A 19214-nucleotide genomic window follows, 5' to 3' on the forward strand; every position below is an offset into this window, starting at 1 on the left:
AGCGGTGAATGGTTAGGGGACCCTGCTCGGTGGCGTCCCGGCGCGGCGGATCAGCTAGTGATCGGCCATGCGGTTGGCTAGGCTGAGATTGAATTGTGACTTTCTACGGAGCTGTCGGATCCGGCGTATCGCTGCCGGGACTGGCCGTTGCCGCCGTTCCGGACGGCACAGTTTTTGGGACGGAACCGTCCCGGTGCCGCCACGCTAAGGAGTACAGAATGAACCAGCAAAGCTTCGGCCGGAAATTTGGCCGTGCAACCGAGGCAGGGCCTGGAAGCACTCCGGGGGAGGGCTCAGCGAAGGGCGTGCAGAAGCCGGCCGGCGGCAAACCGGGCACCACCAACCAGGCCGTGCTGGGTCCGTTCACGCTGCGGGACCTGACGGTTTTCGCCGCCACCCTCATTCTGCTGGTGGCCTCGCTGCTGCCCATCTTCTTCGGCCGGTTCAATCTCTGGAATGCAGGCAGCCTGTTCTTCCTGGGCCTCGGCATTGTGTTGCCGCTGATTGTCACGGCACTCTTTGCTGCCCGCCGGCTCGCTCCCGCGACGAAGGTCCGCATCGGGTCGCTGTCCCTTGACCAGTTCGCTTCGGTGGTGGCTTCCTTTGCCCTGGCGTTCTTCTTCGTTTCCGCTGCCGCGGCCTATGTGCCCAGCCTGCTGGTGGGCCTGGCCGGTTCCATCGTGCTGTTCGCGGGGACCGTGCTGAGCCGGTTCATCCCGTTCTTCGCCGGCGACTTCCTGGGGCGCGACGAATCCCCGGCCCACGTGATGGCGCGCGACTCGGCTGTCCCGCTGCCCAAGCCGCACACGCCCAAGGAACCCAAGCCCGCGGCCTCGCCCGTCCCGGCAGCTTCCCCGCCTGCAACGACTTCTGCGGCAGCGGCAACTTCCGCGAGTGCCGCCACCCCCGCCGCTTCGGCCGGGGCCTTTTCCGCACCGGCGGCCTCCGCGGCTGTCTCCTCCGCCCCGGAGGTCAGCGAGTGGTCCGCTGCCGCTGACCCGAGCCCCGCAACCCAGACGGCCGACGTCGTGCCTTCCCCTTCAGCAACGGGCGCCTCAGTGACGCCCGCCGTTGCTGAGACAACAAAGGGTGACACCCCGACGTCGGCCTCGGCTCCCGCGGCCGCTGCGGCAGCGTCCGCCGCCGCTGAGCCCGAAGCGGCAAAACACGATGCCGGCACCGGTGTCTCTGCCACGGCGCGCCCGTCTGCCCAGGAACCTACGGCCACGGCCGTGCATCAGCAGGTGCGCAGCGTGGAGCCCATCGGCGCCACCGTGGATCCGGCATCCAGGCCGGAAGAATCGTACGAAGAGCCGGCGCATGAGGCATTTTGGTTTGCCGTGGCCCAGCACCGGACCGCGGTGGATGCCCAGACCGGGGCCCCCGCCTTTGTAATTGAACCGGGCGGCTGGGTGCTGGCCCTGGAAGACCGCGGCCATGAATTCCTGGTCCAGCACACAGACGGACGGGTGGGCGTGCTGCGCGACCTCAGCAACATCGAGCGCGGCTAGCCGGCCCCGTGGCCACCTCCCGCAGACCCGGATCCGGCCCGGCCACAGCAGCTCCGGAGTCTTTGCTGGCGTTGAAGCGCCGGGCGCGACGGATCAACAAGGCCCTCGCGGAGAAGTATCCGTACGCCCATGCGGAGCTGGATTTCCGGAACCCTTTCGAGCTGGTGGTGGCCACGGTCCTGTCGGCCCAGACCACCGACGTGCTGGTCAACCAGGTCACCAAGATCCTGTTTGCGCGCTACCCGGACGCCCGGGCCATGTCAGAGGCCGATCCCGCCGAGCTCGAAGCGATCCTGCAGCCCACCGGCTTTTTCCGGGCCAAAACGAAGAACGTGATGGCGCTGAGTACGCGCCTGGTGGACGAGTACGACGGCGTGGTCCCCGGCCGGCTGGAGGACCTGGTCACGCTGCCCGGAGTGGGCCGCAAAACCGCCAACGTGGTGCTGGGCAATGCCTTCGGCGTCCCCGGAATAACCGTGGATACGCACTTCGGCCGGCTCGCACGGCGCTTCGGCTGGACCACATCCGAGGATCCGGTGCAGATCGAATTCGACGTCGCGGAGCTGTTTGAGCCCAAGGACTGGACCATGCTCTCGCACCGGGTGGTGTTCCACGGGCGGCGGGTGTGCCACTCACGGAAGCCTGCCTGCGGCGCGTGTCCGGTGGCCAACTGGTGCCCCAGCTACGGGTTGGGCGAGACCGATCCCGGCAAAGCCGCCAAACTCCTCAAATACGAGTTGGCGCCCGGGAGCGAGATTCTCTTGGAACGGTTGCTGGCCGAGACGCACCGCGCCGCTGAAATCCGGATGGAATCGCAGAGGCGGCTCCCGTGAGCGCACGCCAGGACCTGATCGACCTGGTGCGCAGATCGGACAGCGGCGACGTCACGGCGCCGAACACTGCTTGGGCGGCCCTGACCGTGGACGAATCCATTGCCCGCAAGGCGGCAGTCCTGATGCTTTTTGGTGTGCTCGACGACGTTCCGGCCGTCTCCGGCAAACCGCTGGCCGCGGCGGACCTTGACGTCCTGCTCTTGGAACGCGCGCACACCCTGGGTTCCCACCCCGGCCAGGTCGCCTTTCCCGGTGGTTCCATCGACGGGGACGAAACCCCGGTTGCGGCAGCCCTCCGGGAAGCCGAAGAGGAAACCGGGCTGGACTCCGCCGGTGTGGAGGTCCTCGGCGTGCTGCAGGAGCTTGGGCTGGCCCGCAGCAACTTCCTGGTGACGCCGGTGCTCGGGTGGTGGGCGTCGCCGTCGCCGGTTCACGTGGTGGACTACGCCGAATCCGCCCAGGTTTTCCGGATCCCGGTCCGGGACCTGCTGGATCCGGCCAACCGGGTGACGGCCACGGTCAGCCGCGATGGCAGGACCTTCAGCAGCCCCGCCTTCGCGGTCAGCGGTGTGCTGGTCTGGGGCTTCACAGGAATCATCCTGGACGGCCTCTTTGAGCAGCTGGGCTGGGCCGTGCCGTGGGACCGCACCCGGCTGCACGAGGTGGCCTTCTAGCGTGGGTGTGGTCCGTAGAATGCGTGTGGCCCGGCAGGCCTGAGCCCGCCGGTCGTGCACCGTGTGTGCCGGCTTAGCTGGTGCGCACCGACTTAGCTGGTGATGAGCGGCTGCTGCCGAAGATCAACAACAATGCCCGTGGCCGCGTTTTCACGCAGGGCATCGATGCCGTCCTTCAAGGCACCGAGATGCTTGAAGTCGGGCGAAACCGCCACGGTATTCCCGTTTGAGTCGGTGAGCCTGAGCCGATAGCACTCGTCACTTACCCGATGAATTTCAAACCTGCCCGCCATATGCCGGACCTCCCCTGATATGCGTCTTTGCATGAATAGCTGGACCGTCTGCTTCAGTCGCTGCTCTGACTGTAACCATGGTCACAGCGGTTCGACCAACTACTCCCGGGTAGGTTTCTTCGGGCTGCCCGTGGGGCCTTTGCTACTTCGCGTTGTCGTAGGAGTCCACCACGGCCACGCTGACAGGAAATTCCACCGGGATAGGACCGAACAGCAGTTCCTTCGCGGCGGCGGCAGCTTCCTCGATGGCCCGGATGCAGGCCTGGACGCCGGCCTCGGGGGCATGGACCATCACCTCGTCGTGCAGGAAGAACACCAACTCCGCCTGGACGGAACCGTCGGCACGCAAGGCCCGCAGCCGCCGTCGTAATTCCGCCAGCCAGCACGCCGCCCAGTCGGCGGCGGATCCCTGGACCACAAAGTTGCGGGTGAAGCGGCCGCGGGAACGGGCAATGGATTCCGCTCGGCGCTGCTCTTCGGCGGTGGCCGACTGCTGGCTCCGGAACCACCCTTCCGACGGCGGCGGGCTGCTCCGGCCAAGCCTGGTGGTCACGGTGCCGCCGGCCTCGCCGTCGCGCGCAGCCTGCTCCACAAAACCGACGGCGCGGGGGTAGGTCCGTGCCAGCTGCGGCATCAGGCGCCCGGATTCGCCCGTGGTGGCGCCATAGATGGCGCCCAGGAGGGCGATCTTCGCCTTGGCGCGGTCGCCGCCGAAACCCTGGGCTGCGATGCCGGCGTACAGGTCCTTGTCGCGCGCCGCTTCAGCCATTTTGGAGTCCTGCGCCAGCGCCACCAGCACCCGGGGTTCCAGCTGGGAAGCGTCCGCGACGATGAGCTTGTGGCCGGGATCCGCATGGACCGCGCCGCGGATCTGGCGCGGGATCTGCAGGGCACCGCCGCCCCGGGAGGCCCAACGGCCGGACACCACGCCGCCCACCACGTACTCGGGCTGGAAGCGGCCGTTGGCTACCCAGGCGTCCAGCCAGGCCCAGCCGTTGGCGGCGTGGAGCCGGGATAGTTTCTTGTAGGCGAGGAGCGGTTCAATGGCGGGGTGGCTGGACTCCATCAGCTCCCACTGCCGCGTGCTCTTCACCTCGATGCCGTTGCGGTGCAGGGCGCGCATCAGCTCCTGCGGCGAGTCCGGGTTCAGCCCGGGCGAGTTGAGCAGCCCCCGCAGTTCGGTGTTCAGGGCCTCCAGCTTCGCGGGGCGGTGGCCGGCCTGAGGGCGCGGCCCGAGGTAGTCGGCGAGGATCTGCTCATGCAGGTCCTCGCGCCACGGGACACCGGTGTGCTGCATCTCCGCGGCGATCATGGCGCCGGCGGATTCGGCGGCCAGCAGCAGCTGGAGCCGCTTCCGCTTGTTTTCCTCCGGAGCTGCCGAGGCAATGGCTGCCTGCTGCGCGGCATATTCTGCGCGGAGCTCCGCCAGGGTGTGGCGCGGTGTCCGCTGGCGGACGTCGTCAAAGAGCGCGCCCTGGTCCGCCGGCGGGGGCGGCGGTTGGAGAGTGCGGGGCAGCTCCTGGGGATCGTCGAGCGGTTCCTTTTCGGCGTTCCGGGCGTACTCCGTGTGGGCGGCGAACTGCGAATACGCCAGGATATTGCCGCACAGGCTGAGGTCATAGCAGCGGTCCACTTCCACGCCCGCCGCCAGCAGCGCGGGGTACCAGTCCTGGGTCCGGTGCCAGATCCAACGGGGCGGCGCCTCGCGGGGCCGGTTTTCCAGCTGGCGTACGACGCCGGCCAGCTCGCTTGCGCTGATGAGGCGAGGTTCGGGGCGGTCGGGGTGCGGATCGCCGGCCTGCGTGACCTGCTGGAGGGCCGCGCCGTGGGCGTGGGTGGCGAGCAGCAGATACATAGGTCCAATTCTGCCCTGTGGCGGGGGTAGGTGTGGACCGGGCGGCCGGGGCGTGAGACACGGCCTGGGCCCGTGACGTGGGCTCTGGTGTGAGCCGTGGTGTGAGCGCCATCGATCTGGAGGCCGTCAATATATGTTGACGGACCCTCCGGCGTCAACTAAAGTTGACGAATGGAGATGGAGCGGATGAAAGCACTGGTCGCATCAATGGACGGGAAAGGCCCTGCTGAAGCGCTGTACGCAGTAGCGGAACTGCAGAAGGAAGTTGGCCGCACCGAAGCGTCGCTGGTCCGAAAGGCGAGGCAGACCGGTCTGTCTTGGGAAGCCATTGCCCTGTGCCTTGGGGTGAGCAAGCAGGCCGTCCACCGCAAATACAGGAAGCAATAACCGGCTGTTCGGGCTGGTCTTTCGTTCGGCCCGTTCGGCCCGTTCGGCCCGTTCGGCCCGTTCGGCGCGTTCGGCCGGCCCGTTCGGGGGAGTTGTCCACATAGGGTGGCACGCCCCTGTTTCTCGCCCATGACCACCGTGGAGAGTTGCTGCATGAGCAGGCACCAGCTATCTCCACCCCCTTCCGAGCGGCCTTCCACCCAGTTGTCCCGTGCCCGGCCCTCCCCGCCCCATGGATCTGACTCCGATGGTTCCCAGACTCGCGATTCCAGGTCCGGTGGTTCCACGTCCCGTGCGCCTGCCTCGGGACAGGCTGCGGGAGCCTGGCTGCCGGACCCTGCTGGTGCCGAGGTTCTCCTGGTCACCGGCTACGACTTTCTGCAGGGCGAAGTGGAACGGATTGTGGCTGCCGCTGGCGGCCAGCTGCGAGTGGTGGCGGATGTGGCTGATGCCGCCAAGTACTGGGACGCCGCGGCCGCAGTGTTGGTGGGGAGCGATGTCCGTGAGCTGCCGCCGCGGCGGCGGGCCCCTGCCGTGTTGGTGGGCCTGAACGGGGAGGGGGACAGTCTCTGGCACCTGGCTACAGCCCTCGGAGCGGAGCGGGTGGCGGTGCTTCCGGATGCCTCGGCCTGGCTGGCAGAGTACCTGAGCCGGTCGCGGTCGCCCGAGGCGGGAGGGCTCGTCCTCGGGATAACAGGCGGCTGCGGAGGTGCCGGCGCCACCACCGCGGCAATCTGGATCGCCCAGGCGGCGGCCGGCCTGGGTGTGCGCGTATTGCTGGTTGACGGGGACCCTTGGGGTGGTGGCCTGGAACTGGCGCTGGCCGCTGAGGAGACGCCGGGGCTGCGCTGGCCCGACCTGGCCGACGCGAGCGGAAGCATCGATCCTGAGCAGCTGGCCGACTCACTCCCGGTCGCCGGCGGGTTTTCCTTCCTGTCCTGGCCCGGCAGCCGAGACCGCCACGCACCGGTGGATGCCGCCACCACCGGTGGCGTGCTGGATGCGGCCCGGCGTGGCTATGAACTGGTGGTGGTGGACATCGGTCGGGGCGCCGAGCCTGTGCGCACGTTTGCTTGGGACTGTGACCGCATCCTGGTGGTTGTGCCGGCGCAGCTCAAGGCCGCGGTGGCTACGGCCCGGCTGCTTCACGAGCTGCCGCCGGTTGAGGCGGCCCTCCTGGTCCGGGGCAAGGCCGGTGCTGCGCTGGACGGCGGACTGATTGCGGACGCCGTCGGGCTGCCGGTCCACGGCCGGGTTCCGGAGCTGCGCGGCGTTACAGCGGCCGGGGAAAACGGACGGCTCCTTGACGTGGGCAAACGGCGGAGCGTCAGGCATTTCGCCGCCTCGGTGCTCGATCTGCTGGACGGCGACATCCCCGTCGGAGACCTGCCGTGAACTCGCGGCAGCCAGTCCTGCCGCCGTCGCCCGCGGACCAGCGGACGGGGGCACGCCGTCGGCAGGCCCGTGTATTGGATCCGCGGTTCTTGGATTCGGCGCTGTTGGAAACGGTGCGTGAATCCGTCATGGCCGACGCCGGACCGGTCACCCCATCCCGGGTCGCCGCCGCGGTCCAGGCCACCGGGCGGCTGCTGGGGACTGCCGGCTCCCTCGCTGCCGTGGAACGGATCAGCGCCGAGCTGAATGGGCTTGGCCCGCTCCAGGAACTGACGCGGGACGTCCACGTCACCGACATCTTCGTCAACGCCCCGGATTCCGTGTGGATCGACCGGGGTCAGGGCATCGAACCCGCAGGGGTGTCGTTTTCCGGGGAGGCGCAGGTGCGGGCTTTGGCATCGCGGCTTGTGGCCGCAGGCGGCAGACGGCTGGACGACGGGTCCCCGTGCGTTGATGTCAGGCTCGACGGCGGCTACCGCGTCCACGCCGTCCTCCCGCCGATTTCGACAGCCGGCACCCTCCTGAGCGTCCGCATCCGGCGGGAGCAGGTCTTCTCAATGGACGAACTCCGTGCCGGCGGCATGTTCGGCAACGTGGTCCACGAGGTCCTTGAACGCGTTGTTGCTCAGCGGCTGAGTTTCCTGATCAGCGGAGCCACGGGTTCGGGGAAAACCACTCTGCTCTCCACCCTGCTGGGGCTGTGTTCCCCGGCCGAACGCCTGGTCCTGATCGAGGACGCGTCCGAACTGAACCCCGTCCATCCGCACATTGTGTCGCTCGAGTCCCGGCACGGAAACCTCGAAGGCGGCGGCGAAGTGGACCTGGGCGAACTCGTCCGGCAGGCGCTGCGGATGCGGCCGGACCGGCTGGTGGTGGGGGAATGCCGCGGTGCCGAGGTCCGGGAGCTCCTGACCGCCATGAACACCGGCCACACCGGCGGAGGAGGGACCATCCACGCGAACGCTGCCACCGCTGTCCCGGCCCGCCTGACAGCCCTGGGCGCACTCGCGGGCATGGGCCAGGACGCCGTCCGTCTCCAGGCAGCCAGCGCCTTGGACGTTGTGGTCCACGTGGAGCGGTCCAGCCACGGGCGGCAGGTTGCCTGTGTCGGCGTGGTGCAGGACGGTCCCGGCGGGCTTGCCGTGGTTCCGGCGCTGGAGACCAGACGCGGCCAGCTCGGCACAGGTCCTGCCTGGGAGTCGCTGAGCTCGAGGCTGGGACTGTCCGTCGCAGCGGGTGCCGCCGCATGACACTTCTTCTGGCCGTGGTCCTCGGGCTGGCGGTCGTGCTGGTTTTCAGCCCGCCCGGCGGTGCCACAGGCCGTTTCCTCCGCGCCGTGGGGAGTGCGGGCCCAGGCTTCGCCGGTCGGGTTCGCCCCGGGTCCGGTGGCACCAGAACGGGCGGCTCGTGGCGAAAAGTGCACCGTGCCGGACGGGAACAGGGTGACCTGTCCCTGACCCTTGTGGTGCAGCAGCTTGCTGCGCTGCTGAAGGGCGGCCGCACTCCGGCACGGCTATGGGATGAACTGTGGCTGGTCCACGGTGGCCGTCCGGAGTCAGGTTCCGCAACAACGGACGCAGGCTCAGGCGCGTCGCAGGACCACGCAGGAAGAGCAGAACTATCCCGTGGGCCGGCGGCCGGGCGCAGCGGTCCGAGCCTGAGCGCAGGCTCCCTGGTGATGCTTGGCGCAGTCCGGGCAGCAGCGTTCCGGGGCGCACCGGTGTCTGAGGCGATCAGGAAGGCCGCGCAAGCGGAGTTTTCGCGCGCCGACAGCCGGGAGCTACGGATCTGGTGTGAGCTGGCCGCCTGCTTTGATATCGCCGAAGCCAGCGGCTGTCCGCTAGCTGACGTCCTGGCGCGGTTTGCGGCGCAACTGGAAGTGGAAGACGATGCCGAGGCCGCACGCCAGACAGCCCTCGCCGGACCTAAAGCCACGGTCAGACTCCTGACGTGGCTCCCGCTGATGGGACTGGGCCTGGGAATAGCGCTGGGCGTGGATCCGGTGGCCATTCTGATCGGGACGCCGCTGGGAATGGCGGCGCTCGCCGCGGGAGTGGGCCTCACCATCGCCGGGAGGATCTGGTCCGCCCGCCTGGTCCGTGCTGCCGCCGGGGCCGGTGTGCCATGACGGACATTTTTGTGCCGGGGCTTGCCTTGGCAGTTGTTCTGGCTGCGGCCGAGTGCCTGGCCCTTTCGCAGCCAAACCGGGTCCGAACGCGACTGCTCAGACTGCGAGTGGAAGTGCGTGCCAGGTCGCAAGGGGCCGATGAAGCACTCGCTCAAGGCGGCCGTCTTCATGGATTGCGTGACACGGCCATGATGCTTGAGCTCGTGGCCGCGATGCTGGACGCGGGGTCAGGGATTGGACGGTCCCTGGAACTCGTCGCGGCCTCGGCCTCCACGGACTACGGCAAGGCGCTGCGCCCGGTGGTGTCTGGGCTCGCCATCGGAGCCGACTGGGAGACAGCCTGGCGCAGTTCAGAAGTCAGGCTTCCTGAAATCCTGGAACTGCGTGACGCATTGGGATTCGCCGCCCTGACTGGAGCGCCGTCGTCGGCCATCCTTTATGCGCAGGCCGCCAGGCTGCGCCGGGAAAGATTCCGCGCTGCCGAGAAACGGGCGGCTTCCCTCGGCGTGAAGCTGGTCATTCCGCTGGGCCTGTGCTCGCTCCCGGCCTTCATCTGTCTGGGCGTTGTCCCGGTCCTGCTGGCACTGGTGCCGTCCGGGTCCTGACTCCCATCCATTCCTCCACACCCGTCCCGTCCTCCACAATCCGCTCAAAGCCGCGCTTATCCACTTACAGGATGTTGGCCCTTACCGAGACCTGCTGAGCCGGGAAGAGTCGAATCAGCCGGCAACTCGGCCGGAGCACAGAAGGGAAACCATCACCATGACCATCATCCAAGACAGCCTTTCGGCCGTGCCTGCACCGGAGTTCAGCACCGGAGCAACGGGCGCCGCACTACGGGACTCGGGAACACGCTCCGATGCAGGATTGGGCGCGTGTACCTGCCAACGACAGGAGTCCCCCGAGCTCGCTGGCAACGTTGTGGAGCTATACCCCGGTGCCAGCGAGCGGAAGGAGCGCCGCCGCCGGCTCTCAGGTTCCGAGGCCGGAATGGCAACGGCAGAATAGACAGACACTAGTTGAAGTTACCCGCTCTAAGTCGGGTAAAGCCCCGGCAGGACGGCAATCCCCCGGGGCGTGGTTACCAGTAGTCAGGACCGGCAACATGAACAAGCCTACAGCCCGCGCCGTGCAAGGCACAGTGCAATTCGTCTTCTACACCTTCTTGGTGTTGGCATTCTTCCTCCTCCCCTCGCTGCTCGTGGGTGCCACCTTCGGAGCCGTGACGGCATGAGCGCCAAGGTGTCCTACTACGACATGACGCTAGAGCTGATCCGGGAACGCATTGCAGCGGCCGGAATCACGCCTAAGGCCATTGCTGCCGGTGTCGGCATTTCCCAAGCTGCGCTGCGGCGCAAGCTCTCCGGTGAAACGACGTTTACCGCCAAGGAAATTAGCAAGCTGGCTAAGGTGCTGGGCTGCCCCATGTCGGCAATCGTGGCATAACCCGTCCCGGCCCGCTCCACAATCATCTGTGGCGGCGGTCGGGATCCGCTCAAGGGTGTCCTTACTGTGTACCCCCTTGGCTGGTTCCAGGCTTCCGCCTGCGTCGTTCCTGCTGACCTAGACGCTAAACAGTGTCGGCCCGGTGTTTAGACCTCCCTTTGCTGCCCTACCGGGGGCTGAGCGACTGCCACGGCCGTGCAGCCGCGTGAGCGCCAGCCTGCCCCGAATTACCGGGCGGGCTACGGGCGTTGGAATGTCGCTGATGGAGGCGGGGGCGGCGGGTTTCGTGACGGGGTGAGGGACTATGACAAGCCAGTCCTTTAGGTCCGATTCATCTTTGAACCTGCTACCCCTTGTTTGTCACACCATCCCGCTACACTCACGGCATCCCGCGGGGGGATGCTTCCAATCAAGTATGAAAGTTGGTCTCCAGCCATGACTACAACCACTATCAAGATGCCCAACACGTTCCGTGAGTTCGCAGAGCTCGCCGATGAACTCGGCATGAAGGCCCATGAGCTCATGGGGGACTTGGAACGAGTCCTCGGGGACCGCTGGCTCACGGACGGCGCGGATCTCAGTTTCAGCGTGTCAACTCTGGGCGTCCAGGATTCCGGCGAAGTTGTCCCGCCGACGGGCTACGAACTGGCCGCCGGCTGCGCTGATTACTACGTCGGCGCAAAGGTGGTTTCCTCCGCATTCGTCATTACGCCGAGCTGGCACGCCGCCACTGGCCTGCACTCCGTTGAGGTGGCGCCATCGGACGGGCTCGGGGAAATGCAGATGCTCTCCCCTGACGAAGCCCTGAAGCTTGCGGCCGACCTCACGGCCGCAGCTAAGTCCATCCGCCCGGTGAATATCACGGCCGCGGTCCCGGCTGCCGTCTAAGCGCGCAGGAAACAGCCCCGGCACCTGTCATAGGTCCGGGGCTTTTCTGTGCCGTCAGCGGGCGGATATCAATGGTGGACAAATGTCCACCATTGAGGCTATGGAAGATGCGCGGAGTTGTAGCGAGGTTCGCGCTCGGAATATTCCGAGCGGTTCGGGCGGGTATAGGTTTTGCCGTCCATGCCCTGCGTATCGACGTGAGCAAAATTGCTCACCTGCTCAACGTCGTTGGCAACGGTTCGCTGGCTCGCCCCAACAATCGGCGCGATGGCCCGGCGTCAGTTGATCGTGGCCCTCCCTCGCCACGTCTGGTCGCTGGGAGTGTACGTGATAGTGCAGCTATAGCCTGAGCGCATTAGGGCGCCGAAGCCGTTCTGAGAATCGACGCTGCCACTCGCTGTCCATGAATTTCCGGATCCAGTCTCAGACTGCCCGCTGAACTTGGCAGAGCCGGGCGACTTGAGTTTGTCCTTCACCATGTCTTCGCACGCTATCCGGGCCATGACTGCGCTGCCGTCGTCATCATTCTTACTGCCGGCGCTGTTCATCATGGCCGAACATCCAACGAACATCAGGATGACCAGGGCGAGTGCGACCCAAGCGCACCCAATAACGGCTTTCTCACCTGATGTGGAGGGGCGCTGCGTCAGCTTCGCATTAGCACCGTCCCAGCCCGAGATGATATATCCGGCCTTGGTGATCTTTTCCTTGATGTCCGATGCATCATCTGCGGCTTCGACGGTGCGCACTGTCTTGCCCGTGTGGTCCGTAATGGTGATCTTGCGCGTGCGAATGACGCTCTTGCCGCCATCCTGGCCGGTACTGAGTGATTCCTGCACCGGCGCGACCGTCGCTAAGAACTCCCGCTTTGTCCCCACGTTGTCCCCCTGAAGTCATCGAGTGAGTGCACAGTACCGCGTGACTCGGACATTCTGCGGCAGCCACGAGGATTTAGTCAGCAGTGGCGATGGAACCGATTTAGCACGCCTGTGCTGTTTCCCGCGAGACCGGACTCATTCCGGCGATCCCTACCCGTGCGACCGGTTTACGTGGTTAGATCAGCGCATGGGGATCAAATTGGGGACTAGCGCAAAACTTCCGGGCGACACTCTTATCGGAACTGGAATCATCTTCTGCGGCCTAAGCGTGGCGCTCTTCGTGATGGGCTCGTTCAACGGCGTTACGAATGGTTTCATCCTTGGCGGCGGCGGAATCCTCGGGCTGCTGATCATTTGCATTGGCTACCTGAAACGCATAGCATCGGCGCTCACTGCGTCCACCCAATTCGCCGTAACAGTCCCCGCCGGCAAGCACTGAGCCCTGCGGTAGGGCAACGTCAGGCCGGTCCCGAACCTCCTAAGAGATCCGGGGCCGCTCTGTTGCTACGTGCTGCGCTTGCCGAAATCGTTGGGCCGACGACATTTCAGCTGCCCTGAACTGCGAGGGTGCTCACCAGCGGTGGTTGTATGAGCGGGCGACATGTAGAGGCCCCTGGTGGGGTCCACAAGAACGCTGCATTTCGCGGCGGTACGCGTTTTGCTCCCCGGTGGTCCGGAATTGGGTTGCCTTGAGGGTATGCCCGCACCCTGGGTAGGGCCGTGCTTCAGATCCCGGGAAGCGTACGCGATATAAGCACCCTCCCCGGCGGGGAAATTTCAGAGGGCCGGGGGCGAGGGTTTCGGCCCAGGGGTGGTCGGTCGAACGGTCGTCATCGTCGAGTTGATAGGGGCAGGCTAGGCGCGTTCAAAGCATGGACAAACTCTTGTGCCTTGAGACCTTCAATTGCAGCGCCTCCGTGCACGTCCCACACTCTCACCGGCACGCCGCCCTCCCACGTGATGATGCCCCGGAATCCGTTGGAGTCGTGAGCCGTTCGGCGGCGGTACGTAGCGGTCTCCGCTGCCGGCTGCACTGGGGCGGGTGGCGCGGCTCTAGCTGCCCGTCTGCTACTCGCCATCGCTGATCCTCCATCCAAGAGATGCCATGGCCTTAGGGGTCAATCCAAGGGACTCTGAGGCGTAGCGGCATTCCTGGGCTACCCATGCCGTGCCGCCGTCGTTGCCAGATAGCAAACGGGATTCATACTGAACCAACAGGGCGACGGTTCCGCGGCATGAGTCATCCCACTGCGTAGCCTGCGGAGACTCCCACAGCTCGATCCAGCGTTCCTGTTCCACGTCGGACCATTCCCGCGACTTGGGGAGATCCGGGATGGGCAACGTGCAGCCTTCCGCTGGTAGCTCCACAAGGGCGGCGCGGATAGCCGCTGCCTGCGGCCTGTAGGCCCTCGAGTTGGGCTTAGTCATGTTCCTTTGAGTGCCCATCTAAGGGCCTCCTTTCGTCGTTGCGTTGAGGTTGAGCGGTTGGCGCGGGGGTTGCTGCCCTCGGTGGGGTGCAGGAGGCCCTTGGGTTAACGTCCCCTCGCGCCTCCTACTGGTGGTCACGGCGGCGGGCCAGCGTGTAACTGGCCCGCGCCGTGTGCCTGTTCTAGTTGAGCTGCATGTTGCCCTTGGTCCAGGCTGCGAGGGTCATCCATTCCTCGAACGGGGTGCTGAAGGCGCGGCGGATGTTGATGTTGCCGGGGTAGGTAAGGCTGACTCCGGAGGTAATGCCGGTGTCCGGGTGGGCGAAGCTGGCGGTGTAGTCGATAACCGGGTCATCGCTGTGACTCTGCGGTGCGATCCCAAGCCTGACTGACATGTTGGCCCGCAAGGTCTTGATGCGTTCAAGGGTGCGGATATGCCTGTCGAGGTCGTTCCAGATAACCGCGGCGGCTGCGTCTTCAAGGTCCAGCACGTCTTGGGCTGTCGACTTCGGTTTGATGCCCGCGTTGATGGCGGCCGTCAGTTGGGCCACTGCGGTGTCGAAGGTGGGGCGAAGCTCTTCGATGATGCGAGGGGCGTCGGCGGCGAGTACTTCCCATGTCTCGCTAACCAGACGGTCTTGGACGTGAGTGGACGCGATTCCCACGGCGGTCATGCCCTCTCCCCGGTTGCCCTGGGCGATGGTGCGGGCGATGTTGAAAGCGTGGTCAACTGCCTGATCTTCGGTGAGGTCCAGAATGCGCGCCGCGGGTGCTGCGGCGGTTCGGTGGTGGATGGCGTCGTGAATGTCGATGCCGTGGGCTACCTTGGGGTCTGGTTTGATGCCGTAGGCCTTGATGGCTTCTACGATTTCGCGTAGTTCGTTGATTCGGACGGTGGCGGGGTTGAAGCGGGGCATAGTGTTGGGCCTTTCAGTTGTTGGGGAAGTACTGGTTGTAAAGGTCTTCGTGTTCTGGCGAGAATTCCGGTAGGCGTGGGGCGCCGTAGGCCTTTTCGTATAGAGCGTCCGCGGCTTCCTGGTCGGTGGTCTCCGGGGTGTCTCGCTGTTCAGTCATGGGCTATCTCCTGGTTCAGTTCTGGCGGTGGGATTCGAGGGCGTCGGCGATGGAGTCAGCCAGCTTGTACGCCTGTGTTTCGTCCAGTGCGTACTGGAAGCCGTGGCCGTTGAAGATGATGACGGCGGGTTCCGTGGCGCCGTCGGGCTTGCCGATGTATCCGGCGGCGGTGCGGAGCCTCGCGGCGCGCTTCACGTTTTCTGCGTGGTACTCCGGCTTGGTAGTGAACAGTGTGGGGCGGTTGGTCATTTGCTGGTTTCCTTCTCGGTGGCCTGCTGCTCCGTCGAGCCCCAGCCGTCACGGTTGATCTGGTTGCAGGTAAAGCAGATGCTCGGTTGGGGCGTCGGATGCAGTGAGCATTGGCTGGCGGCGCGGGTCATTGGTTCTCCTGGCAGTGGTGGGTGAGCATCCGGGACTCTGCGGAGGTTGCGCGGCGCCTCCAGTAGTCCACTTGCTCCTGTAGGTGCTTTGCGCGTTCCCAGAGGGCGGCGGCCGCGGCGGGCGCGTTCCATCCATTGAGGGTCCGGTCTGAGTAGATGCCGGCTGATGATGGCGCCGGGCTGCGGCTTCCGTTTTCCGCTTCCATGTCAGTTCTCCTGTTCCGTAGTGTTGTGCTTCGCGTAGTCCAAAAGCATCTGCTGGAGTCGGTTGTCGCCGTCTGGGATGGAGCTAAGGAAGGATGCGGCTAGCTCGGTGAGCGCAAGGACTAGTTGCGCCACGGATTCGGGGTCTGCGTCCGAGGCCGCTTCCTTGGCTACGTGGGTGAGTCCTACCTGGTCGGTCTGGCGGACGGCGAGGATGGCGCGGATGGCGCGGGCCCTGTCGATGGGGCGGACGTTGACGGCGGGGATGATCATGATGTTGCCTCGATGTTGTAGGGCAGGGGTTCCGGTTCGATGTCCGGGGCGCCGGGTGCCGGTACGTTCGGAACGCTGAGACGGGGCGGGAGTGGTGCGCGGCCTTCAAGTGCCCGTATCCGGTTCTCCTGATCCTTCACAACGTCCAGGAGGGCGACGGGCAACAGTTCATAGCGGACGCCGTCCACCTTGCCGTCAAACCACTGCACCAGCTCGGGCACATGCTCCTGCACCTGTTCGGCGATGAGGCCGTACTCGTTGGATCCGCCGGCCTTCCGGTCGTAAATGACGGGCTGGAGTTCAAGCACGCTGGCGGGGTCCAGGTTGTGGGCCCTGACGTTTTCCTTGTACGCGATGCTGGAAGTGTTGCGGCAGAGCTTTTGGTTGGCATCCACCCATACGGCGTAGTAGCTGCCGGTGCCCGCGGGCTCGGTGTTATAAGCCCTAACTGATCCGTCGGCGTCGAGCGCGTGGGCTGCTTCCGTGGACGCTGGCACGGTCCCGCTGATGTTGGTGCCGGCGATGCTGGCAGCGCTGGACGCCCAGCCCGGCTTACCCGATACGGTGTCCCAAGTGGTGGCCTGCGCGCCGAGCTGAACCCATGTGGTGCCTACAAGCACTTCCACGCCGTACTGACCGGGGGCGGAGTTGTCGAGCGGGCCGAAGCGGGCTACGGGCGTGGTCCCGGCGGCGTTGTAGACGATGAACACGCCGTCATCGTCCATCGCTACGCCCTTGGTCCCGTCAGTGCGGAGGGAGTTCACAAAACCCTGTACGTCGATCCCGCCTTGACGGGGAAGGATGCCCATGGGTGCAAAATGATTCGCGGCGCGATCCTGCTGCATCTGGCGCTTGATGTCGGCGAGTTCACGCCCGATCCAGTCTTCGCCTTTGAGTCCAAACTGTCCTGGCTGTCCCATGTCTACTTCTCCAATTTTTGGTTTGTGGTGGGCTCGTATTCGGCCCTGAGGGTGGCTAGTCGGGACTCTGCGAGCAGGCAGCGATTCATCCAGAGGCGCATGTCCTGGTGAGCCTCTAGGGCCTTGTCCCGGAACTGGTCTGCAAGCTGGACGTACTCAGACTTTGAGAGCTTCATAACGGCTACTGAGGGCGGCGGGGTGGTGTTCATGCGGTCTGCTCCCGTTCCTGGTGCCAGCGTTTTTCTTGGGGGATCCAAACATTCAGGAAGGCGGCGACGTCGGAGCGCAGGACCGTCGCGGAAGTGTAGGAACTGACGCCGGGGAGAGTCATCCAGTAGTTGCCCTTGCGGATGCTTTGCACTGCGCTCTTGACGAACGGGTGAACGTGTTCCGTGAGCCATGCTCGGGCGGACTCGGGAGGGTCTGAGGCGTTCCACCTGTCTAGGACGATGGTGCAAGCCGCTGGGCCGTAGCCGTTGGGGTTGATCCTGTAGCTGAGCCATGGCTGACGGCCGTTTACGGGGCTGCCAGCCGGCACCGTGTAGTAACCGCCGGTGCGGCGTCCGCCGTGGCTGAGAATGGCCTCGTGGAAAGCTGCGCGGAGTTCCTTTGCCGTGGTCATTTTCTGGCCTCCCGTTTGGCCTGCAACTGCTGGTAGAACTCGCAGTCGTCATCGTGGGCGACGGTCAAGACCATGACGACTTCACACTCTGGGTCCGGGGTTAGTGTCACGTCCGCGTTGCAGTGCTCGCAGGCATTCATGCTGGTGGTCATTTCGCTGATTCCTTTCACTGAGCGTTCCTGTTCCTGCTGCGTTCCTCCGGAACAAGGAACGATGAGTGTTCCTGTTCCTGCACCCTCTGTATGAGGAACAAGGAACGCCCTCACTTCTCCACCTGATCCCTGTAAACCCGCAGGGCCGATGTGGCCCGGTCGCTGCTCCAACTCAGGCGTTCCTTGACGTCTCTGACCGATTCGGGCTGAGGATCCAGCGCCTTGAGTGCCGCGAGGTCGGCACCGGGCACAGTCTCCGGCCTGCGCTCCCCGTCGTTGGCCGCGAACACCGCGAAGTTGCCATCTGGGAAGAGTTTGAATGTCCCGCCCAAGGGTTCTTTATCTCCTCGGGGGGAGTTGGAGCGTAGACCACCATGGCGGTCCTTTTTGACGTTCAGGTAGGCGGCTCCACCATGGCCGGGAGTAAATGCATCCTTGACGGTTACCCGCAACATGGTCCCGCCCGCCGCCCGTGACTTCGCCGCCGTGCCGGTCGGGCCCTGGGCCTTGGATTCGGTGTTCTTGGCTACGTGGTCGATGGCGATGACTGCGGCGCCTGCCATTGCCAGCGGCTTTAGAACTGACGTGTGGGCGATGGTGAAATCATCCGGGCTGTTGGAACTTAGCCCCATGGTTGGCATTAGTTCACCGATACTGTCCAGGACGGCGACGCCGGGGCGCCACACCCGCAGGTCGGCCACGGTCTGTATGAGGTCCTGGCGGTCTTCTGGCTCCTTATAGCGGAACCTGTCCAGGTTGCCTAGGATGTCCGCGTCAGCTCCGAGATCCAGCAACCTAGCGGCTATACCCTCCATGCCGTTGTGGTCCATATCCAGGAACACTGCGCGGCCGCCCTGACTGAGACACTCCACGATGGCGGCGAGGGCCACGAAGGTCTTGCCTGACTCCGGTTCTCCAAAAAGGATGTTGACCTGGTTGTTGTAGAACATCCCAATGCCATCCATTCGGCGGAGCACTGACGGGATAGGCGCGGGGGGAAGATCCCCGGCTAGGAGGGCTGCAATGTTCCCGTAAACCACCGTGTTCCTTGTTCCTGACACAGGGGGTGGAGGAACAGGAACAGAGGATGTTTCGGCCTTTTGCTGGTCTCGCCGGTTGCGCTGGTACTCGTCTTCGGAGATGTTGAACTCTTCCATTGCTGTCATTACGTCCATGCGGCAACCTCCGCGGCGTCGAAGTACCCGAACTTGCCGGCGTCAAGGAATCTGCGCAATTCCCAGCTTTGGTAAACGGCGACGGTTAGCATGTTGCACCACGCAGAATGACTGTGACGCGGCGGACTTGCTCCGGAGTGGGCGGGGGCCATGATGCAACCATGGCGGCGATGTGGGCGGTCAACTTGTCGGATGCAGTTGATTTCACGGCCGGCCTACTTACGGAAGGCGGCGGCGACTTCTGCGGCATCGAAGCGGATAATCCGAGGCCCGAACTTGTAGGCCGTCAGCGTTCCGTCTTTGATGCGGCGGTAAATTGTCGAGCGGCTCACATTGAGATCGCGCTCTAGGTCTGCGATAGTTAATCTCGGATCGTTCATTTTGAACTGTCCCCTTTGCATTTCTTGTCCTTGCCGGATATGTAATGCAAGCCCGATCTTTGAATCTGCCAGGATTCTCTGATCTTGAGCCGGTCCGGGTTGTTCTCTAGCGGGAGCTGCCGGGCCGGTTCTGCGTTGCTATGAATAACTATAAACGCCGGTGGCATTCTTTGGCACATGAATGCGGGGTTGCATTCAGTATTTGAGGGCGCCCTCCTGTGTGTAAATCCCCCCACGGCCCGTATCCGCGTCAACATTCTGTCAACATGGCGAAATTGAGCAGAACGGGATAGAGCACGCTAGAGCATGCTAGGAGCTC

At 65.0% G+C, this 19214-nt stretch carries 29 protein-coding genes; 13 read left to right on the plus strand and 16 right to left on the minus strand.

Translation table 11 applies throughout. The annotated features are described in order from the left end of the window. Window positions 1-218 precede the first annotated feature (218 nt). Genes AC50YA_RS10265 through AC50YA_RS10275 form a run of 3 tightly spaced genes read left to right on the plus strand, consistent with a single transcriptional unit; the run spans window position 219 to window position 3018 of the window. Window positions 219-1511 carry a hypothetical protein gene (locus AC50YA_RS10265; protein WP_494982177.1) on the plus strand — a complete coding sequence of 431 codons (1293 nt, stop codon included), beginning with the start codon at window positions 219-221 and terminating at the stop codon, window positions 1509-1511. An 8-nt stretch (window positions 1512-1519) separates the two neighbouring features. Next, window positions 1520-2344, plus strand: a complete 825-nt coding sequence (nth, locus tag AC50YA_RS10270) for an endonuclease III (protein ID WP_494982178.1) — start codon at window positions 1520-1522, stop codon at window positions 2342-2344. Further along, a complete protein-coding gene (locus AC50YA_RS10275) occupies window positions 2341-3018 on the plus strand; it encodes an NUDIX hydrolase (protein ID WP_494982179.1) in 678 nt (225 codons plus the stop codon). The genes nth and AC50YA_RS10275 overlap by 4 nt, the downstream gene beginning before the upstream one ends. A 92-nt stretch (window positions 3019-3110) precedes the next feature. Here the strand turns inward: AC50YA_RS10275 and AC50YA_RS10280 are convergent, their stop codons facing one another. Continuing rightward, window positions 3111-3344, minus strand: coding sequence for a YegP family protein (locus AC50YA_RS10280; protein WP_494982180.1), 234 nt, complete (start codon window positions 3342-3344; stop codon window positions 3111-3113). A 109-nt stretch (window positions 3345-3453) separates the two neighbouring features. Then, window positions 3454-5166: a bifunctional 3'-5' exonuclease/DNA polymerase gene (locus AC50YA_RS10285; RefSeq protein WP_494982181.1), complete on the minus strand. Its 1713-nt coding sequence runs from the start codon at window positions 5164-5166 to the stop codon at window positions 3454-3456. Window positions 5167-5337: 171 nt separating this feature from the next. Here AC50YA_RS10285 and AC50YA_RS10290 point away from each other — a divergent pair, with 171 nt between their 5' ends. The 9 genes from AC50YA_RS10290 to AC50YA_RS10330 all read left to right on the plus strand — a co-directional run bounded on the left by AC50YA_RS10290 (window position 5338) and on the right by AC50YA_RS10330 (window position 11410). Beyond that, complete coding sequence (locus AC50YA_RS10290; RefSeq protein WP_494982182.1) at window positions 5338-5553, plus strand: death domain-containing protein; 216 nt, start codon at window positions 5338-5340, stop codon at window positions 5551-5553. 153 nt (window positions 5554-5706) lie between these two features. Beyond that, complete coding sequence (ssd, locus tag AC50YA_RS10295; protein ID WP_494982183.1) at window positions 5707-6948, plus strand: septum site-determining protein Ssd; 1242 nt, start codon at window positions 5707-5709, stop codon at window positions 6946-6948. Then, complete coding sequence (locus AC50YA_RS10300) at window positions 6945-8198, plus strand: TadA family conjugal transfer-associated ATPase (RefSeq protein ID WP_494982184.1); 1254 nt, start codon at window positions 6945-6947, stop codon at window positions 8196-8198. Before ssd ends, AC50YA_RS10300 begins: the two co-directional genes overlap by 4 nt. Continuing rightward, on the plus strand, window positions 8195-9076 hold the full coding sequence (locus AC50YA_RS10305; RefSeq protein ID WP_494982185.1) for a type II secretion system F family protein: 882 nt from the start codon (window positions 8195-8197) through the stop codon (window positions 9074-9076). The genes AC50YA_RS10300 and AC50YA_RS10305 overlap by 4 nt, the downstream gene beginning before the upstream one ends. Next, window positions 9073-9681 carry a type II secretion system F family protein gene (locus AC50YA_RS10310; protein ID WP_494982186.1) on the plus strand — a complete coding sequence of 203 codons (609 nt, stop codon included), beginning with the start codon at window positions 9073-9075 and terminating at the stop codon, window positions 9679-9681. Before AC50YA_RS10305 ends, AC50YA_RS10310 begins: the two co-directional genes overlap by 4 nt. Window positions 9682-9838: 157 nt before the next feature. After that, complete coding sequence (locus AC50YA_RS10315) at window positions 9839-10084, plus strand: hypothetical protein (RefSeq protein ID WP_494982187.1); 246 nt, start codon at window positions 9839-9841, stop codon at window positions 10082-10084. A gap of 97 nt (window positions 10085-10181) precedes the next feature. Further along, complete coding sequence (locus AC50YA_RS10320; RefSeq protein ID WP_494982188.1) at window positions 10182-10310, plus strand: hypothetical protein; 129 nt, start codon at window positions 10182-10184, stop codon at window positions 10308-10310. Next, window positions 10307-10522: a helix-turn-helix domain-containing protein gene (locus AC50YA_RS10325; RefSeq protein WP_494982189.1), complete on the plus strand. Its 216-nt coding sequence runs from the start codon at window positions 10307-10309 to the stop codon at window positions 10520-10522. Before AC50YA_RS10320 ends, AC50YA_RS10325 begins: the two co-directional genes overlap by 4 nt. A gap of 435 nt (window positions 10523-10957) precedes the next feature. Then, window positions 10958-11410, plus strand: a complete 453-nt coding sequence (locus AC50YA_RS10330) for a hypothetical protein (protein WP_494982190.1) — start codon at window positions 10958-10960, stop codon at window positions 11408-11410. 278 nt (window positions 11411-11688) lie between these two features. Here the strand turns inward: AC50YA_RS10330 and AC50YA_RS10335 are convergent, their stop codons facing one another. Further along, entirely contained in the window at window positions 11689-12249 is a 561-nt protein-coding gene (locus AC50YA_RS10335) for a hypothetical protein (protein ID WP_494982191.1), read from the minus strand. A gap of 226 nt (window positions 12250-12475) precedes the next feature. Between AC50YA_RS10335 and AC50YA_RS10340 the strand changes: the two genes are divergently transcribed. Continuing rightward, window positions 12476-12727: a hypothetical protein gene (locus AC50YA_RS10340; RefSeq protein ID WP_494982192.1), complete on the plus strand. Its 252-nt coding sequence runs from the start codon at window positions 12476-12478 to the stop codon at window positions 12725-12727. A 629-nt stretch (window positions 12728-13356) separates the two neighbouring features. On the opposite strand, the gene AC50YA_RS10345 is transcribed toward AC50YA_RS10340, so the two are convergent. The 13 genes from AC50YA_RS10345 to AC50YA_RS10405 form a co-directional block, all read right to left on the minus strand. After that, window positions 13357-13716, minus strand: a complete 360-nt coding sequence (locus AC50YA_RS10345; protein ID WP_494982193.1) for a phage terminase small subunit — start codon at window positions 13714-13716, stop codon at window positions 13357-13359. Between the two features lie 181 nt (window positions 13717-13897). After that, a complete protein-coding gene (locus tag AC50YA_RS10350) occupies window positions 13898-14632 on the minus strand; it encodes a hypothetical protein (protein WP_494982194.1) in 735 nt (244 codons plus the stop codon). Window positions 14633-14645: 13 nt separating this feature from the next. Further along, window positions 14646-14789, minus strand: coding sequence for a hypothetical protein (locus AC50YA_RS10355; protein ID WP_494982195.1), 144 nt, complete (start codon window positions 14787-14789; stop codon window positions 14646-14648). Window positions 14790-14804: 15 nt separating this feature from the next. Continuing rightward, window positions 14805-15038, minus strand: coding sequence for a hypothetical protein (locus AC50YA_RS10360; RefSeq protein ID WP_494982196.1), 234 nt, complete (start codon window positions 15036-15038; stop codon window positions 14805-14807). Then, on the minus strand, window positions 15035-15169 hold the full coding sequence (locus tag AC50YA_RS10365) for a hypothetical protein (RefSeq protein WP_494982197.1): 135 nt from the start codon (window positions 15167-15169) through the stop codon (window positions 15035-15037). Before AC50YA_RS10365 ends, AC50YA_RS10360 begins: the two co-directional genes overlap by 4 nt. Next, complete coding sequence (locus AC50YA_RS10370; RefSeq protein WP_494982198.1) at window positions 15166-15375, minus strand: hypothetical protein; 210 nt, start codon at window positions 15373-15375, stop codon at window positions 15166-15168. The genes AC50YA_RS10365 and AC50YA_RS10370 overlap by 4 nt, the downstream gene beginning before the upstream one ends. A gap of 1 nt (window position 15376) precedes the next feature. Further along, the gene (locus AC50YA_RS10375) at window positions 15377-15646 is read right to left on the minus strand and encodes a hypothetical protein (RefSeq protein ID WP_494982199.1); all 270 of its coding nucleotides are present in this window, start codon (window positions 15644-15646) and stop codon (window positions 15377-15379) included. Then, entirely contained in the window at window positions 15643-16566 is a 924-nt protein-coding gene (locus AC50YA_RS10380) for a tail fiber domain-containing protein (protein ID WP_494982200.1), read from the minus strand. Before AC50YA_RS10380 ends, AC50YA_RS10375 begins: the two co-directional genes overlap by 4 nt. A 2-nt stretch (window positions 16567-16568) precedes the next feature. Next, entirely contained in the window at window positions 16569-16775 is a 207-nt protein-coding gene (locus tag AC50YA_RS10385) for a hypothetical protein (RefSeq protein WP_494982201.1), read from the minus strand. Further along, window positions 16772-17188 carry a hypothetical protein gene (locus tag AC50YA_RS10390; protein ID WP_494982202.1) on the minus strand — a complete coding sequence of 139 codons (417 nt, stop codon included), beginning with the start codon at window positions 17186-17188 and terminating at the stop codon, window positions 16772-16774. Before AC50YA_RS10390 ends, AC50YA_RS10385 begins: the two co-directional genes overlap by 4 nt. Further along, on the minus strand, window positions 17185-17340 hold the full coding sequence (locus AC50YA_RS10395; protein WP_494982203.1) for a hypothetical protein: 156 nt from the start codon (window positions 17338-17340) through the stop codon (window positions 17185-17187). Before AC50YA_RS10395 ends, AC50YA_RS10390 begins: the two co-directional genes overlap by 4 nt. 110 nt (window positions 17341-17450) lie before the next feature. After that, window positions 17451-18290 carry an AAA family ATPase gene (locus AC50YA_RS10400; protein WP_494982204.1) on the minus strand — a complete coding sequence of 280 codons (840 nt, stop codon included), beginning with the start codon at window positions 18288-18290 and terminating at the stop codon, window positions 17451-17453. A gap of 440 nt (window positions 18291-18730) precedes the next feature. Beyond that, on the minus strand, window positions 18731-18916 hold the full coding sequence (locus tag AC50YA_RS10405) for a helix-turn-helix transcriptional regulator (RefSeq protein ID WP_494982205.1): 186 nt from the start codon (window positions 18914-18916) through the stop codon (window positions 18731-18733). Between the last annotated feature and the right edge of the window lie 298 nt (window positions 18917-19214).

Source organism: Pseudarthrobacter sp. RHLT3-21 (assembly GCF_059383495.1).